At 70.7% G+C, this 15,106-nt stretch carries 16 protein-coding genes; 7 read left to right on the forward strand and 9 right to left on the reverse strand.

Annotation, left to right across the window (positions count from 1 at the left end):
* Positions 1 to 26: 26 nt before the first annotated feature.
* The 4 genes from dnaN to QRX60_RS14320 form a co-directional block, all read right to left on the reverse strand.
* Positions 27 to 1,088 carry a DNA polymerase III subunit beta gene (gene dnaN, locus QRX60_RS14305; protein WP_286001266.1) on the reverse strand — a complete coding sequence of 354 codons (1,062 nt, stop codon included), beginning with the start codon at positions 1,086 to 1,088 and terminating at the stop codon, positions 27 to 29.
* Between the two features lie 118 nt (positions 1,089 to 1,206).
* Positions 1,207 to 2,457, reverse strand: coding sequence for an MFS transporter (locus QRX60_RS14310; protein ID WP_286001267.1), 1,251 nt, complete (start codon positions 2,455 to 2,457; stop codon positions 1,207 to 1,209).
* Positions 2,458 to 2,882: 425 nt separating this feature from the next.
* Entirely contained in the window at positions 2,883 to 3,557 is a 675-nt protein-coding gene (locus QRX60_RS14315) for a Crp/Fnr family transcriptional regulator (RefSeq protein WP_003081747.1), read from the reverse strand.
* Between the two features lie 149 nt (positions 3,558 to 3,706).
* On the reverse strand, positions 3,707 to 3,958 hold the full coding sequence (locus QRX60_RS14320) for a hypothetical protein (protein WP_013230551.1): 252 nt from the start codon (positions 3,956 to 3,958) through the stop codon (positions 3,707 to 3,709).
* A 227-nt stretch (positions 3,959 to 4,185) separates the two neighbouring features.
* Here QRX60_RS14320 and nth point away from each other — a divergent pair, with 227 nt between their 5' ends.
* From nth to QRX60_RS14340, 4 genes are read left to right on the forward strand one after another with little or no spacing between them, the layout of a single operon-like run.
* Complete coding sequence (gene nth / locus QRX60_RS14325; protein ID WP_286003589.1) at positions 4,186 to 4,869, forward strand: endonuclease III; 684 nt, start codon at positions 4,186 to 4,188, stop codon at positions 4,867 to 4,869.
* Positions 4,866 to 5,474, forward strand: coding sequence for a TlpA family protein disulfide reductase (locus QRX60_RS14330; protein ID WP_286001268.1), 609 nt, complete (start codon positions 4,866 to 4,868; stop codon positions 5,472 to 5,474). The genes nth and QRX60_RS14330 overlap by 4 nt, the downstream gene beginning before the upstream one ends.
* Complete coding sequence (locus tag QRX60_RS14335; protein WP_286001269.1) at positions 5,471 to 6,169, forward strand: NUDIX hydrolase; 699 nt, start codon at positions 5,471 to 5,473, stop codon at positions 6,167 to 6,169. Before QRX60_RS14330 ends, QRX60_RS14335 begins: the two co-directional genes overlap by 4 nt.
* A gap of 2 nt (positions 6,170 to 6,171) precedes the next feature.
* The gene (locus tag QRX60_RS14340) at positions 6,172 to 7,356 is read left to right on the forward strand and encodes a MarP family serine protease (protein ID WP_286001270.1); all 1,185 of its coding nucleotides are present in this window, start codon (positions 6,172 to 6,174) and stop codon (positions 7,354 to 7,356) included.
* On the opposite strand, the gene QRX60_RS14345 is transcribed toward QRX60_RS14340, so the two are convergent.
* Positions 7,353 to 8,237 carry a GntR family transcriptional regulator gene (locus tag QRX60_RS14345; protein ID WP_286001271.1) on the reverse strand — a complete coding sequence of 295 codons (885 nt, stop codon included), beginning with the start codon at positions 8,235 to 8,237 and terminating at the stop codon, positions 7,353 to 7,355. The genes QRX60_RS14340 and QRX60_RS14345 overlap by 4 nt on opposite strands.
* A gap of 107 nt (positions 8,238 to 8,344) precedes the next feature.
* Here QRX60_RS14345 and QRX60_RS14350 point away from each other — a divergent pair, with 107 nt between their 5' ends.
* A complete protein-coding gene (locus QRX60_RS14350; RefSeq protein WP_286001272.1) occupies positions 8,345 to 9,433 on the forward strand; it encodes an FAD-dependent monooxygenase in 1,089 nt (362 codons plus the stop codon).
* Here QRX60_RS14350 and QRX60_RS14355 read toward each other — a convergent pair.
* Genes QRX60_RS14355 through nhaA form a run of 3 tightly spaced genes read right to left on the reverse strand, consistent with a single transcriptional unit; the run spans position 9,426 to position 12,089 of the window.
* Entirely contained in the window at positions 9,426 to 10,346 is a 921-nt protein-coding gene (locus tag QRX60_RS14355; protein WP_286001273.1) for an alpha/beta fold hydrolase, read from the reverse strand. The genes QRX60_RS14350 and QRX60_RS14355 overlap by 8 nt on opposite strands.
* A gap of 4 nt (positions 10,347 to 10,350) precedes the next feature.
* Positions 10,351 to 10,851 (reverse strand): phage holin family protein, encoded by a 501-nt coding sequence (locus QRX60_RS14360; RefSeq protein ID WP_286001274.1) that lies wholly within the window; start codon positions 10,849 to 10,851, stop codon positions 10,351 to 10,353.
* Between the two features lie 59 nt (positions 10,852 to 10,910).
* Positions 10,911 to 12,089: a Na+/H+ antiporter NhaA gene (nhaA, locus tag QRX60_RS14365; RefSeq protein WP_286001275.1), complete on the reverse strand. Its 1,179-nt coding sequence runs from the start codon at positions 12,087 to 12,089 to the stop codon at positions 10,911 to 10,913.
* Between the two features lie 187 nt (positions 12,090 to 12,276).
* Here nhaA and QRX60_RS14370 point away from each other — a divergent pair, with 187 nt between their 5' ends.
* Positions 12,277 to 13,734, forward strand: a complete 1,458-nt coding sequence (locus QRX60_RS14370; protein WP_286001276.1) for a peptide MFS transporter — start codon at positions 12,277 to 12,279, stop codon at positions 13,732 to 13,734.
* Between the two features lie 130 nt (positions 13,735 to 13,864).
* Here the strand turns inward: QRX60_RS14370 and QRX60_RS14375 are convergent, their stop codons facing one another.
* Positions 13,865 to 14,584, reverse strand: coding sequence for a VIT1/CCC1 transporter family protein (locus tag QRX60_RS14375; protein WP_286003590.1), 720 nt, complete (start codon positions 14,582 to 14,584; stop codon positions 13,865 to 13,867).
* Positions 14,585 to 14,721: 137 nt separating this feature from the next.
* Between QRX60_RS14375 and QRX60_RS14380 the strand changes: the two genes are divergently transcribed.
* Positions 14,722 to 15,063 (forward strand): cupin domain-containing protein, encoded by a 342-nt coding sequence (locus QRX60_RS14380; RefSeq protein ID WP_286001277.1) that lies wholly within the window; start codon positions 14,722 to 14,724, stop codon positions 15,061 to 15,063.
* Positions 15,064 to 15,106: the final 43 nt, after the last annotated feature.

The raw sequence follows: 15,106 nt of genomic DNA on the forward strand, positions 1-15,106 counted from the left end.
CCTCCTCGAAGTACCCGTCTGGCGCCTCAGCGGGCCAGCATCGGCATCGGGTAGTACGTCAGCCGCACCTCGCCGGGTTCCTCGGGTCGCAGGATGCACGCCCGCATCCCCGGCTGGATCGACAGCACCACCCGCTCGCCGGTGAACGCCTGCAATGCGTCGAGCAGGTACCTCGCCTGGAACGACGGGGACGTCCGGCCGCCGCTGACGTCCGCCTTCAGTGTCTCCTCCGCCTCGCCCGTGTCCTGGCGGGCGCTCGCCAAGCGGACCTGGGAGCCGCCGACCTCCAAGGTCAGGACGCGCCTGTCCTCCGCGTACACCCCGACGCGGCGGACCGCTGCCGCCAGGGCGTCCGCGTTCAGGGTCACCGTCGTGTCGACCGCCGCCGAGGGGATCGAGTCCTCGGACAGGAAGCCCGCGTCGAGGACCGCCGTGCCGACCAGGCCGCCGTCCCAGCTCAGGCCGAAACGGCCCCGGCCCGCGTGCAGGCCGACGTTGCCCTTCGCCTGGCGCGCGGCCTCCGTGAGCAGGGTCGCCGGCACCAGGACGTCCAACGAGCCCGGTGCACGCAGGGGCAGCCGGGCCACCGCCATCCGGTAGCGGTCGGACGCGGTCAGGGTCAGGTGGTCGGCCGCCTGTACGCGGACGCCGGTGAACAAGGGCAGCGGGTCGTCCTTCGACGCCGTTCCCGCGACGATCCGCAGCGCCGAGGCGAACATCGCGCCGTCCACTTCGGACACTTGCGGTGGCTCGGGCGTCGGCAGACCGGCTTCGCTGGACAGGAGAGGGAGCGCGAACCGGGCGTTGTCGAGCCGCAGGGCCAGGCGGCTTCCTTCGACGACCAGGCGCACCAGGTCGGTGTCGAGCATCCGCAGCGTCTCGGCGAACGGCGCCGCGGGGACGGCGACCGAACCGTCGGTGTGGGTGGTCGCCGGGCAGGCGAACCGGACGGCGAGATCCGGGTCGCTCCCGGCGACCGTCAGCCCGGCCGCGTCCGCCCGCAGCCGCAGCCCGGCGCGGGCGGGCAGCAGCCGGGAAGCAGCGGAGACGGCCGCCGAGAGGCGGTGGGCAGGCGCGGTGACGTCCATGCCCCGCAAGCTAGCGGGAGGCACCGACAAAATCGGCGCGAGCGACCGCTGGCCAGGGGTCGTGAGTGAGAAACAGTGTTAGAACACTGTTTCTCACTCACGACGAGCCGCGGCGGACCTACCGGCCGGCGCCGACCAGCTCCGAAACCGCCGGGGCCTGCTGAGGCTCGCGGACCGTTCCCCGCAGCAACCACACCGCCCCCGCGAGCACCATCCCGGCCACGCTCGCGGCCAGGAACGCCGCCGAAGGCCCGGCGTGCTCCACGACGTACCCGCTGACCGACTGCCCGGCAGCCAGCCCCAGCGTCACCGCCGTCAGGACCCAGCCGAACGCCTCGGCGGCGGTCCCGGACGGCGCCACCAGCTCGATCGCCGACGAATGCGCGGTCGACTGCGGCGTGATCAACGCCCCCGCCAGCAGCATCATCAGCGCCAGGCCCCACAGCGACGACGGCCACGCGAGCAGCGCCACCAGCGCCCCGAAGGCGCCGAGCAGGGCCGGCAACCGCAGGCCCATGCGCCGCGGCCACGGGCGCAGGCTGTACGCCACGCCGAACGCCACCGAGCTCAGGGACCACGCCGAAAGCAGCAACCCGCCGAACGAGGGAGCCCCCGCCTCCGTCGCCGACGCCGGGACCGCCACCTCGACGAACCCGATCACCACGCCGAAGCCGAGCGCGGCCAGCGCCAACGTCCGCATACCCGGGCTCGCCAGCGCGCCGAGCAGCGAACCGCCGGAAGCCGGAGCCGCCCGCCAGGCCCGCACCGCCGGGCTCAACGCGAACAGCACCGCGCCGGCGAACTGCAGCGCGACGCCCAGCACCAGGCCGGTCCCCGCCCACGGGGCCAGCACCAGCAGTCCGGCCAGGCCGGGGCCGAGGATGAAGAACACCTCCATGCTGATCGCCTCGTACGAGAACGCCGCGTTGCGCGCGCCGCCCGGGGGGAGCAGGCGGGTCCACAGGGCGCGGGACGCCGAGCCGACCATCGGTTCCGACAGGCCGGTCAAGGCACCGAACGCCACCAGCACGGCCGTCGACGCGTGCGCCTCGATCGCCGTGACCAGCGCGGTCATCGACAGCGCCAGGAGCAGGGCGACGACGAGCAGCGGCCGCGTCGGGCCGAACCGGTCGATCAGCCTGCCCTGGATCACCGCGCCCACCGAGACGCCGACGAGCGAGCCGGCCGAGACCAGCCCGGCGGCGGCGAAGGACCCGGTCTCGCGCTGGACGTAGAGCAGCGCGGAGATGCCGATCATGGCGATCGGCAGGCGGGCGAGCACGGACGCGACGGCGGGCCACCGGGCAGCGCGGGTCGTCAGCGCGCTGCGGTAGTCGGCCAGAGACGTACGACCTGCAGAGTGGGACACGCGTACCAGTATGCCGCAGAGTGGTACGTCGGTACCAGTTATTTGACGGTCAGGTGCGTCACCGGCAGACTGGAAGTGGATCACGTGAGGTCTCGATCGGGTAACACTCACGATATTCTCCGTGAACTCGTGCAACAAAACGGCGTGCACGGCGTCCTTGAGAGTGAATGGCCTTGAATTCGTGGGTATGGGCCGTGATGGTTGAACAACAGCACACAACCCAACTCCCTCCGGCATATGGGTCGGGGCCTGGTCCGGAGGGCGGGGAGCGCGGATCGTCGGGGGATGGTCCGCGCGACGAACAAAGAGCCGGTGCGCCACGTCGGGGGTGGCGCCCGGCTCTTTGTTGATTGACGACCGTGTTCGTCGCAGAGTGTGAAGAAGGCCTCCTCACCAGGGTGAGGAGGCCTTCTCAGTACAAGAACTCAGCGGGCCCGGCGGGCGAGCCGCTCCGGGTCCAGGATCAGCACGCTCTTGCCCTCGAGCCGCAGCCAGCCGCGGTGGGCGAAGTCGGCGAGCGCCTTGTTGACGGTCTCGCGCGAGGCGCCGACGTACTGGGCGATCTCTTCCTGCGTCAGGTCGTGCGTGACCCGCAGCAGGCCCGCCTCCTGGCTGCCGAACCGCTGGGCGAGCTGCAGCAGCGCCCGCGCCACGCGACCGGGGACGTCGGTGAAGATCAGCTCCGCGACCATGTTGTTCGTCCGGCGCAGGCGGCGCGCGACCACGCGCAGCAGCTGCTCGGCGATCTCCGGGCGGGTCGAGATCCACTGCCGCAGGGCCGGGCGGTCCATCGTGACCGCGCGGACCTCGGTGACCGTGGTCGCGCTCGACGTCCGGGGGCCGGGGTCGAAGATGGACAGCTCGCCGAACATGTCCGACGGGCCGAAGATGCCCAGCAGGTTCTCCCGGCCGTCTGGCGACTTGCGGCCGATCTTCACCTTGCCGGACTGGATGATGTACAGCTTGTCGCCGGGTTCACCCTCGTTGAAGATGACATGGCCGCGGGGGAACTCCACGGATTCCAAGGTCTGGGCCAGCGCCTCCGCCGCTGCCGGCTCCACACCCTGGAAAATGCCCGCACGGGCCAGGGTTTCATCCACCTCGGGTGCCTCCTCGTCGAGAAACGTTCACGCCCTCCTCATGAGCTGGAAGAGCGTGACGCCGATCACTTGCGCGTCAGTCTAGGGCGTACTCGCGAGATCGCCTGTCGGACGCGCGCCCGCCAGATGATCTCGTTCGAACGTGGAGCCTAACTCCGCACGCGCCGCGCGCGTAGCCTGGCCGCCCGTCCGCCCAGCCTACGCAGCCGGAACAGCTCCAGTGCGCGGCCGATGCCGTGCCCGTAGAGCGCCCTGACCTCGTTGGGCTGCGCCTGCTCGAGGAACTCTTCGACCTCGTTCTCCTGCACCGCGACGTGCTTGAGCCGGCTTTCCACGCGCTCCATGAACAGCGCGAAGAACATGATCACCAGGGGGACCAGGATGACGAACCAGACAGTCATGACCGGACCCCGAAACACTCAATGGGAAGCATCTACTCCAGATCCTCGCTCATGGCGGCCGGAAAACTGCGCCGAGGTGGTGCTCTGGCGTGTCGGTCGTCCACCGGTGCACTGACCGGCTCGTCCGACGGCGCCCGTAGGCTATCGGGGTGCCACCTGCCACCACGAACGCCCCCCGTGAGGGCGCTGGTGAAAGCCGGTTAGCTCTGGTGAGACGCGCCAGGCGGATGAAGCGTTGCCTCGACGACGTGTATCCGGACGCCCACTGTGAGCTCGACTTCACCACTCCGCTGGAACTGCTGGTCGCGGTCGTGCTGTCCGCGCAGACCACCGACGTCCGGGTGAACCTCGTCACGCCCGCGCTGTTCAAGCGGTACCGGACCGCCGCCGACTACGCGGGCGCCGACCGCACCGAGCTGGAGGAGTACCTCCGGAGCACCGGCTTCTACCGGGCCAAGGCGAACTCCGTGATGGGCCTCGGCGCGGCGCTCGTCGAGCGCTTCGGCGGCGAGGTCCCGGGCAAGCTCGACGACCTCGTCACGCTGCCCGGCGTCGGCCGCAAGACCGCCAACGTCGTGCTCGGCAACGCCTTCGACGTCCCGGGCATCACCGTCGACACCCACTTCGGCCGGCTGGTCCGGCGCTGGGGCTGGACGGCCGAGGACGACCCGGTCAAGGTCGAGCACGCGGTCGGCGAGCTGATCCCCCGCAAGGAGTGGACGATGCTCTCGCACCGGGTGATCTTCCACGGCCGGCGCGTCTGCCACGCCAAGAAGCCCGCCTGCGGCGCCTGCCCGCTGGCCAGGGACTGCCCGTCCTACGGTGCCGGCCCGACCGGGTTCGAAGAAGCCGCGAAGCTCGTCAAGGGTGTCGAAAAGGACCACATCCTGGCGTTGGCGGCGCCCCGGTGACGACCGTCACCAAATGGGCGCTGGCCGCCGCCGTGCTGGCGGTGGCGCTCATCGTCGCGCTGCTGCCCCGCGGGGGCGGCGACAGCGCCGCGAAGCCGTCCGATGACGCCGCGGCCTTGGCCCCGGCCCGGTCCGCGGCGGCGCTCCAACCGTGCCCCGCGGCCGGTCCCGTGCAGCCGGTGAAGCAGCTTGAAGGCGTCAAGGCGGACTGCCTCGGCGACGGCGCGAGCGTCGACGTCGGCAAGGCTCTCGCCGGCGCTCCGGTGCTGGTCAACGTGTGGGCGTCGTGGTGCGAGCCGTGCCGGACCGAGCTGCCGGTGCTCCAGGAGTACGCGAAGCAGCCGGGAGCCGTGCGCGTGCTCGGCGTCCAGGTCCAGAGCCCGGCGAAGGACGGCTTGAACCTGCTGGCCCAGCTGGGCGTGCACCTACCGTCGGTGTTCGACGGCGACGGGCCGAGCGGGCCCGTCCGGACGGCGCTGAAGGTGCCGTCGTCGCTGCCGGCGTCCTACCTGGTCACCGCCGCGGGTGAGGTGCGGTTCATCGCGAATCCACGCACGTTCGGCAACACTGACCAGGTGCGCGCAGCAGTCGAGGGGGCATCGTGATCGGACCGCTGGTCGAACCGGAGTCGGTTCCCGAGTGGCTCCGGCCGCTGGTCAAGGTGAGTGCCGAGGTCGACTCGAAGACGTTCACCCGGTTCAGCCCACCCGAAGCCGCCTACACGCGCGCGGCGGCGGTGCTCATCCTCTTCGGCGAGCGCGAGGCCGACGGCGAGCCCGACGTCCTGCTGCAACGCCGGGCCGACACGCTGGGCTCGCATGCCGGCCAGGTCGCGTTCCCGGGCGGCGGCGCCGAGGACGGCGACGGCGGCCCGGTCGGCACCGCGCTGCGCGAGGCCGAGGAAGAGACCGGAGTCGTCCCGTCCGGCGTCCGGCCGGTCGCCGTGCTGCCCGAGCTTTTCGTCCCGGTCTCCGGCTTCGCCGTGACGCCGGTGCTGGCGCACTGGGCCGAGCCGTCCCCGGTGCACGCGGTCGATCCGGCCGAGACGGCGTCCGTCGCCCGCGTCGCGATCGCGGACCTGGTCGACCCGGCCAACCGGTTCATGATCCAGAAGGCCGGCATGCCGTGGAAGGGCCCGGCCTTCGAGGTCGGCGGCCTGTTCGTGTGGGGGTTCACCGCCGGGTTGCTGTCCGTCCTCCTCGGCCTGGGAGGCTGGGAGCGCGAATGGGACTCGGACGACGTCCGGGACCTCGACGAGGCGCTGGCGGCGTTCCAGGAGCGATTGCAGGGCGAGGAGTGACGGTGAACTGGGTCGATGTGCTGGTCTTGCTGCTGGCCGTGCTGGCGGCGGTGTCCGGCGCATACCAGGGCGTGATCGTCGCGCTGCCGTCGCTCGTCGGCGTCGTGCTCGGCGCGCTCGCCGGGATCAAGCTCGCGCCGGTCGTCGTCTCGTTCTTCGACGACCCGGTCTGGAAGGTCGCCTTCGCGGTCGCCACCGTGGTGTTCCTGGTCGCCTTCGGCGAGGCGATCGGCGTCTACACCGGGCGGCGGCTCCGCCAGAAGATCAACCCGGACAAGCTGTCCGGTGTCGACAAGACGCTCGGCGCGGTCGTGCAGGCCCTCGTCGTCTTCGTCGTGGCGTGGCTGATCGCGACGCCGCTGACGACCGTGTCCGGCCTGCCCGGGCTGGCCAAGGCGATCAACGGCTCGGTGGTGCTCGGCAAGGTCAACGACGCCATGCCGGAAGCCGCGCAGGGCTTCCCGAGCCAGCTGCGCAAGCTGCTCGACGCGTCCGGCTTCCCGTCCATCGTCGACCCCTTCCAGAAGGCCCCGACGGCGGACACCTCGCCGCCGGACCCGGCGTTGCAGAGCAGCGGGATCGTCCAGCAGCTGCACGGCAGCGTCGTCAAGATCCGCGGCAGCGCCAGCTCGTGCTCGCGGTCGCTGGAAGGCAGCGGCTTCGTGATCGCACCGCAGCGGGTGATGACGAACGCGCACGTCGTGGCCGGCACCGACACCGTCGGCATCGAGACGACCCAGGGCGACTACCCGGCGCGCGTCGTGTACTTCGACCCGGAGGTCGACATCGCGGTGCTCGCCGTGCCGCGGCTGCGCGCCCCGGCCCTGCAGTTCGCGGCGGAGACCGCGCGGGCGGGCGACAGCGCGATCGTGCTCGGCTACCCGCTCGACGGCCCGTACCGGGCGACGCCGGCGCGCGTGCGCGGCCGCATCAACCTGCGCGGCCCGGACATCTACGACGCCAACACCGTCCAGCGGGACGTCTTCACGGTCCGCGCGGAGATCCGCAGCGGCAACTCGGGCGGCCCGATGGTGACCCCGGACGGTCAGGTCATCGGCGTCGTGTTCGGCGCGGCGGTCGAGGACCCGGAGACGGGCTTCACGCTCACGGCCGAGCAGGTGCGGGCCGAGGTCGACGCGGCGCCGTCGCAGTCGGCGAACGTGTCCACCGGCTCCTGCGCCGCTTAACGCCCGTAGCGCAGCGCGAGGCCGTCCAGCAGCGCCCGCATGCCCGACTCGAAGATGTCGTCCAGGACGAGGTCGTAGCCGGTCTCCTCGAGCTCCCGGAGCATCTTCGTGAACACCGGCCTGCCGCTGGTCATCGGCGCCATCAAGGGCGTCTGGCGGTCCATCCACTGCTCCTCGGAGAGCCCGGACGCGGCGAGCGCGTGCTGCTCGCGTTCGAGGTGGATCGCGATGCCCTGGACGTAGCTGAAGAACAGCACGTGCAGGTCGCACAGCGTCGCCGCGTCGACGCCCAGCTCGGAAAGCGCCGACAGCGCCCACTCGGCGTGGATGCCGAGGTTGCGCAGCGGCAACGGGCGGGTGATCGGCGCGAGCTGGGCCAGCCACGGGTGCCGGCGGTAGAGCGACCAGAGCGTCCGGCCGCCGAGCGTCAGCCGCTCGCGCCAGCCGGGCGGCGGAGTCCCGGGATAGCCGCGCTCGCCGTACGCCGCGTCGGCCATCAGCAGCACCAGCTCGTCCTTGCCGGTGACGTACCGGTACGGCGCCATGGCCGCGGCGCCGAGGCGGGCCGCGACCCCACGCATCGAGAGCGCGGCCAGCCCTTCCGCGTCGGCGATGTCGATCGCCGTGCGCACGATCCGTTCGCGGGACAGCGCCTGCTGGCTGCCGCCGCGGCGCTCACGGGCGGCGACGACCGTGCCGGACCGCGGCTCCGCCCGCACCAGTCCTTCCTGGCTCAGCAGGGCGAGTGCCTTGGCCGCGGTCGCCATCGCCACGCCGTGGTCGGCCGCGAGCCGCCGGGTCGAGGGCACCCGCGCACCCGGCGGAAGGTCGCCGCGCACGATCCGGCCGCGCAGCTCTTCGGCGATGACCACGTACTTCACGACCACTCCTGACCTAGTGCAGTTGGTCATCTGTACTAGCACAGATTTGGCCATGAACTGCTGAAACTCCACTGTGGTGTGCACAAGCGTACGACTCTGGAGGGAACATGCGAAACGTCCTGATCTCGGGTGCCGGTGTCGCCGGCGGCACCCTGGCCTGGTTCCTGGCCCGGGCGGGCTGGGCCGTGACCGTGGTGGAGCGCGCGCCCGGCCCGCGCACCGGTGGCCAGGCGATCGACGTGCGCGGTGTCGCGCTCGACGTCGTCGACCGGATGGGCCTGGGTGAGCGGATGCGCGCGGTGCGGACCCGCATGCGCGGGATGTCCATGGTGGACGGTGCCGGGCAGGAGCTGTTCCGGTCCGAGGAGTTCACCTACAGCAGCGGCCGGCTGGACAGCGACGACTTCGAGATCCTGCGCGACGACGTCGTCGCGATCCTGCACGAGGCGACCGACGCCGAGTACGTCTTCGGCGACTCGGTCACGGCGGTGACGGAGGAGGCGCACGGCGTGCGCGTCGAGTTCGAGCGCGGCGGCTTCCGGACGTTCGACCTGGTCGTCGGCGCGGACGGCCTGCACTCGGCGGTCCGGCGGCTGGCCTTCGGGCCGGAAGAGGAGTTCACCCGCCACCTCGGCCAGTACCTGGCGATCTTCCCGGCGCCGAACTTCCTGGGCCTCGAGGACTGGCAGGTCTGGTTCCGGCACGAGGAGACCGGCGGGGCGATCTACCCGGTCCGGGACAACACCGAGCTGCGCGTCACCCTCGGCTTCGGCTCGGACCCGCTGCCCCGCCACGACCTCAAAGGCCAGAAACGGCTGATCGCCGAGCGGCTGGCCGGGGTCGGCTGGGAGGTGCCGAAGCTCTTGGAGGCGATGGCCGCCGCGGACGTCTTCTACTTCGACGCGATGGCGCAGATCCACCTGGACCGATGGTCGGCGGGCCGGGTCGTGCTGCTCGGCGACGCGGGCTACTGCGCTTCGGCGTTGTCCGGACAGGGAACGAGCCTCGCCCTGGTCGGTGCGTACGTCCTCGCCCAGGAGCTGGGCCGCGCGGAGTACGAAGCGGCCTTCGCGGCTTACGAGCGCCGGATGCGGCCGTTCGTCGCGCTCAACCAGGCGCTGGCCACGGAGAACCCGACGGGCGGCCCGGCGGAGGAGTCGATCGAGCGGGCGAAGAACGCCATCGATCTCAGCTGAGGAAGTCGGCGAGGGCCGCCGAGGTGCGCTCCGGCGCCTCGAGGTGGGGGAAGTGCCCGACGCCCGGCCAGAGCTCCGGCTCGGCGTGCGGGCCCGCCCAGCGCACCGACGACGTCGCCGTCTCGGGCAGGATGCAGGTGTCGTCGGCGCCGTGCAACTGCAGTGTCGGCGCCGTGATCCGGGCGCCGACGGCGTCGGTGAACCGGCGGCCTTCGCCCCGGAACTGAGCGCGGAACGCCCAGCGGTAGTACTCGAGCGCGCTGTGCGCGACCCCGGGCACGAGCATCGCCTGCCGGAAGGTCCCGACGCTGTCGGTGAAGTCCGATGTGGACTGCCAGCGGCTCCCGGCCCAGCCGGCGAACAGGTCCTGCACGGCCTGGGCGTCGTTCTTCACGAGCCACTTCTCCGGCGCCATCGGCAACTGGAAGCGGAACAGGTGCCCGGCCGCGCGGCCCTGTCCGTGCCACGGGCGGGCCGCCGACGATCGCAGGGCCAGGGGGTGGGCGGCACCGATCGCCGTCACCGACGACACGAGCCGGGGGTGCAGGGACGCGACCGTCCAGGCGAGCATGCCGCCCCACGCGTGCCCGACGAGGTGCGCCCGGCGCGCGCCGAGCGACTTGATCAGGCCACCGACGTCCCCGGCGAGCGTCCAAGCGTCGTAGCCGCGCGGCGGCTTGTCCGAGTCGCCGTAGCCGCGCAGGTCGACGGCGACGGCACGGAACCCGGCATCGGCCAGTGCCCGCAGCTGGTGGTGCCAGGTCCACCAGAACTCGGCGAACCCGTGCAGCAGCACCACGACGGGCCCCTCGCCGAGCTCGGCGACGTGCAGCCGGATGCCGTTCGCGGACACGTCGCGATGAGCCCACGGGCCGTCGAGCCGGACGCTCGACGGGTCGGGGGACGCGGGCACCGCCTCAGTCGCGCGTGGTGGTCAGGTCGGCGTCGGGCGCCTTCTGCGGCTTCAGCGCGGCGGCGGTCTCCTTGACGCTGGCGATCGTCCGCTCCGGTGCCTTGAACTTCTTCACCTTGCGGTAGCCGAGGAACCCGGCCGCGACCGCGACCAGCAGCATCACGACGAAGACGATGCCGAACGCGCCCCAGCGGTGGAGGGACCGGAACCAGTCAGCGAAGCCTTCGGCCAGAAAGAAAAAGAAGAAGAACGAGCTGTACAGGAGGACGGTCAGCGCGATCAGGAAGTAGACGGCCCCCTTGAGGCCCTTCTTCACCTCCCCGACGAGCTCGGACTTCGCCAGCTCCATCTCGGCCCTGACCAGGGTCGAGATGTGCTGGGTCGCGTCGCCGACGAGCCTGCCGATCGACTGGTCGCCGGGGACGTCGGTGTCGGAGGACAGCGGGAGGTAAGGCACGGCCCCCACGCCGTCGGGGCCGGTGCGTTCGTGCTTGGGGCTGCTCACCGGGTCATCGTGCCATGACGCCTCGGAGCGGGCGCGGCGGACTAGCCGAGTGTCGGCGATCAATCCGCTTCCGCGTGCACCTTGCTTCGACGCAGGAGCAGCACGGCGGCGAGCAGGGACGCCAGCCCGGACGCGATCAGCACCGCCGCCTTCGCCAGTTCGCTCGTTTCCGCCGGCAGCGCGAGGTCCGCGATCAGCAGGCTCACCGTGAACCCGACCCCGCCGAGCAGCGACAACGCGCCGAGGTCGCGCCAGCCCATGCCCCGGGGCTTGTCCGCCACCTTGAGCTTCACCGCGAGCAAGCTCGCGCCGAAGATCCCCACGACCTTGCCACCGAGCAGCCCGGCGAGCACCGCGAGCGGCAACGCCGTCGTGAAGACCGCGCCCAGCGAATCGCCGGTGACCGAGATCCCGGCCGCGAACAGCGCGAACACGGGTACGGCCACCGCCGCCGACCACGGCTGGAGCCGGTGCTCGAGCCGCAGGGCCGGGGCTTCGCCCTCACCTTCGTCGGCGCGGACGCGGGTGAGCAGGCCCAGCGCGACGCCGGCGATCGTCGCGTGGACGCCCGCCGAGTGCACCGCGACCCAGGTGATCAGCGCGAGCGGCACGTACAGCCACGGCGTCCGAACCCGGCGGTGCTGCAGGAAGGCGTACAGCGCGAGCGCGGCGACGGCGACGCCGACCGCGACCAGGTCGAAGCCGGTGGTGAACAGCACCGCGATGACGATGATCGCGCCGAGGTCGTCCACCACGGCCAGCGACAGCAGGAACACCCGGGCGCTCGAGGGCAGGTTCGACGCGGTCAGCGCCAGCACGCCGAGCGCGAACGCGATGTCCGTCGCGACCGGGATCGCCCAGGCACGGTCGATGCCCGGCGTCCCCCAGCCGACGGCCAGCGCGACGACCGCGGGCACGACCATGCCGCCGATCGCGGCCACGACCGGCAGCACCGCCTGCTTGAACCGGGACAGCTCGCCGATGACGAGCTCACGCTTGAGCTCCAGTCCGGCGACGAAGAAGAACAGTGCGAGCAAGCCGTCCTTCGCCCAGTCACCGAGGGTGAGGTTCAGGTGCAGGAATTCGGGACCGAGCCGGAAGTCCCGCAGCGCGTGGTAGGAATCCCGCAGCGGCGAGTTGGCCCAGATCAAGGCGACGGCGGTCGCTGCCAGCAGGATGATCCCACCGGTGGTTTCGGTGCGCAGGTAGCGCGCGAACTCGGTCAACGGGCGGGGCACGGCAGCTCCTGGGGTCGATGGTCACTCTTGCCGACCAGACTTCCCGGCGCACCTTGACGGTATTTTAATCCCTCTTCGTCACGGATCGTTATGGCGGTCACCACAGGTGGTACCGGTGGTGAAGTAACTCGTTGTGCTCATAGCATGCGAAGCGACAACGAAGTCCGAGACAAAGGAAGACAGAGTTGTGAGCACCTCTACCGAGGTCCAGCAGGACACGAGGTTCTTCGGGCACCCACGAGGGCTGGCGAACCTCTTCGGCGTGGAGATGTGGGAGCGCTTCTCCTACTACGGGATGCTCGGCATCCTGCCGATCTACCTCTACTACAAGGTCGAACAGGGCGGCCTGGGACTGGCGCAGGAGTCCGCGCTCGGCATCGTCGGCGCGTACGGCGGGCTGGTGTACCTCTCGGCCGTCATCGGCGCCTGGGTCGCCGACCGGCTGCTCGGTTCCGAACGCACCCTGTTCTACAGCGCCGTGCTGATCATGATCGGCCACGTCAGCCTGGCGCTCCTGCCGGGTCTGGCCGGCATCGGGGTCGGCCTCGTGTGCGTCGCGGTCGGCAGTGGCGGGCTGAAGTCGAACGCGACGGCGATCGTCGGCACGCTCTACGCCGACGGGGACGAGCGGCGCGACGCCGGCTTCACGATCTTCTACATGGGCGTCAACCTGGGTGGCTTCGTCGGGCCGCTGCTGACCGGGCTCGCGCAGACCGAGGTCGGCTTCCACCTCGGCTTCGGCCTGGCCGCGATCGGCATGGCGTTGGGGCTGATCCAGTACACGGTGGGCCGCAAGAACCTCGGCGAGAAGGCCAAGGAGGTGCCGAACCCGCTGCCGTCGTCGCAGCGCCTGCTGGCCGTCGGCGCCGCCGTCCTGCTGGTCGCCGCGGTCCTGGTGCTGGTGCTGACCGGCGTCGTCAACCCGGGCAACCTCGCCGACGTCGTCGTCTGGGTGGTCGGGGTGATCTCGGTGATCTACTTCCTCGTCATCCTGACCAGCCGCAAGATCACCGGCGACGAGCGCAGCCGGGTCTTCTCGTTCATCCCGATGTTCATCGCCAGCGCGGTGTTCTTCTCGCTGTACCAGCAGCAGTTCACGGTCGTCGCGGCCTACACCGACCAGCGGCTGAACCGGACCCTGTTCGGCTGGGAGATGCCGGTGTCGTGGGTCAACTCGATCAACCCGGTGTTCATCATCGTGTTCGCCCCGGTGCTGGCGGCGCTGTGGACGAAGCTCGGCCCACGCCAGCCGTCGACGCCGATGAAGTTCGTCCTCGGCACGGTGCTGATGGGCGCGGCGTTCCTGCTGTTCCTGCCGATGGTGGGCAGCGGCAAGAACGCCAGCCCGATGCTCGCGATGGTCGGCATCCTGTTCGTCTTCACGATCGCGGAGCTGTGCCTCTCACCGGTCGGGCTGTCGCTGTCGACGAAGCTCGCGCCGGAGGCGTTCCGGACGCAGATGGTCGCGCTGAACTTCCTGTCGATCTCGTTCGGCACGGCGATGTCCGGCAAGCTCGCCGAGTACTACTCCGTCGACGACGAAGCGCCGTACTTCAGCACGGTCGGCGGGGTCGCCATCGGCGTCGGCATCCTGCTGTTCCTGGGCATCCCCTTCATCCGCAAGCTGATGAAGGGCGTCCACTAGTGTCGCGCGTGGCAAGTTGTCGACGTTCGGTGCGGCCGCGATGCAGTGAATGACTCATTCACCTCGTCCGACGACGTGAATGACTCATTCATGTCGTCGGACCAGCCGCCGCGACCTCAGTCGCGCGACACTAGCCGAGGGTGACTCCGAAGATCACCCCGACGAAGTAGGTCACCACCATGGTGAGGGCGCCGACGCCGACGTTGCGGAGGATCGCGCGCCCCACCTTCGCGTCGCCGAGCCTCGCGCTGATCAGCCCGGTCAGCGTGAGGCCGACGACGACCGCGGCGGCGCACGCCCAGACCCGCAGCGAGACACTGGCCCAGGCGATGGAGAGGATCGGCAGCAGCGCGCCGACCGAGAACGCGACCAGCGACGCCCACGCCGCCTGCCACGGGCTGGTCAGGTTGCCCGGGTCGATGCCGAGCTCGGCCTCCGCGTGCGCCTGCAGCGCGTCCTTTTCGGTCAGTTCGCGCGCGACCTGGGCGGCCAGCTCGGGCGAAAGCCCTTTCTCCTCGTAGATCCCGGCGAGCTCGCGCTCCTCGGCCTCCGGCATCGTCTTGAGCTCGTGCTTTTCCAGCCGGATCAGCGCCTGCTCGGTGTCGCGCTGGGTGCTCACGGAGACGTATTCACCGCCGGCCATGGAAAAGGCGCCGGCGACGAGCCCGGCGATTCCGGCGGTGAGGATCGTGGTGCTTTCGGTGGTCGCGCCGGCCACGCCGACGACGATGCCGGCGACCGACACGATCCCGTCGTTCGCCCCGAGAACCCCGGCCCGCAGCCAGTTCAGCTTCCCGCCCACACCCTCGTGCGGTTCGTGGGCGTGCTGCACGGCATCACCGTCAATCATTTCCGTCACGAGACCAGTGAAACACGAACCGAGAATCGTGGCGAGACCTCCCGTTTGGATCAGGTTCGCCTAATTAACACATGCCTTACCTAAGCGGTCCTGTGTGGACTCGGCGGTTCTGGGTCATCATGGGCGGCATGGACGAGCAAGTGTGGCAGCCGCTGAAGACGGTGGAGGGCCTGCCGCTCCGGGGCGGTGAGGGCCGGTTCCGGCAGCTGGAGACGGCGGAGAGCGGCCTGGCGTATTTGATCCACTACCCGGCGGGGGTGTCTTCACCCACGCACTCGCACGACCACGACAGCATCGTGTACGTCCTGTCGGGCAAGCTGCGGGGCGCGGTGGACGGCGTCGAGGCGGTGCTGGAACCGGGGAATTCGGTGCTGCACGCGCGCGGGGTGGCCCACCACGTCGAGGCGCTGACGGACGCCATGTGGGTGGAGTTCAAGTCACCCCTGCCGAGGCGGCCGCCGATCGCCTGAAAAGCGGAAACGCCCGGCCCCGCCAACGCGGAACCGGGCGCCT

This window comes from Amycolatopsis mongoliensis, assembly GCF_030285665.1.
GTDB classification, from domain to species: Bacteria; Actinomycetota; Actinomycetes; order Mycobacteriales; family Pseudonocardiaceae; genus Amycolatopsis; species Amycolatopsis mongoliensis.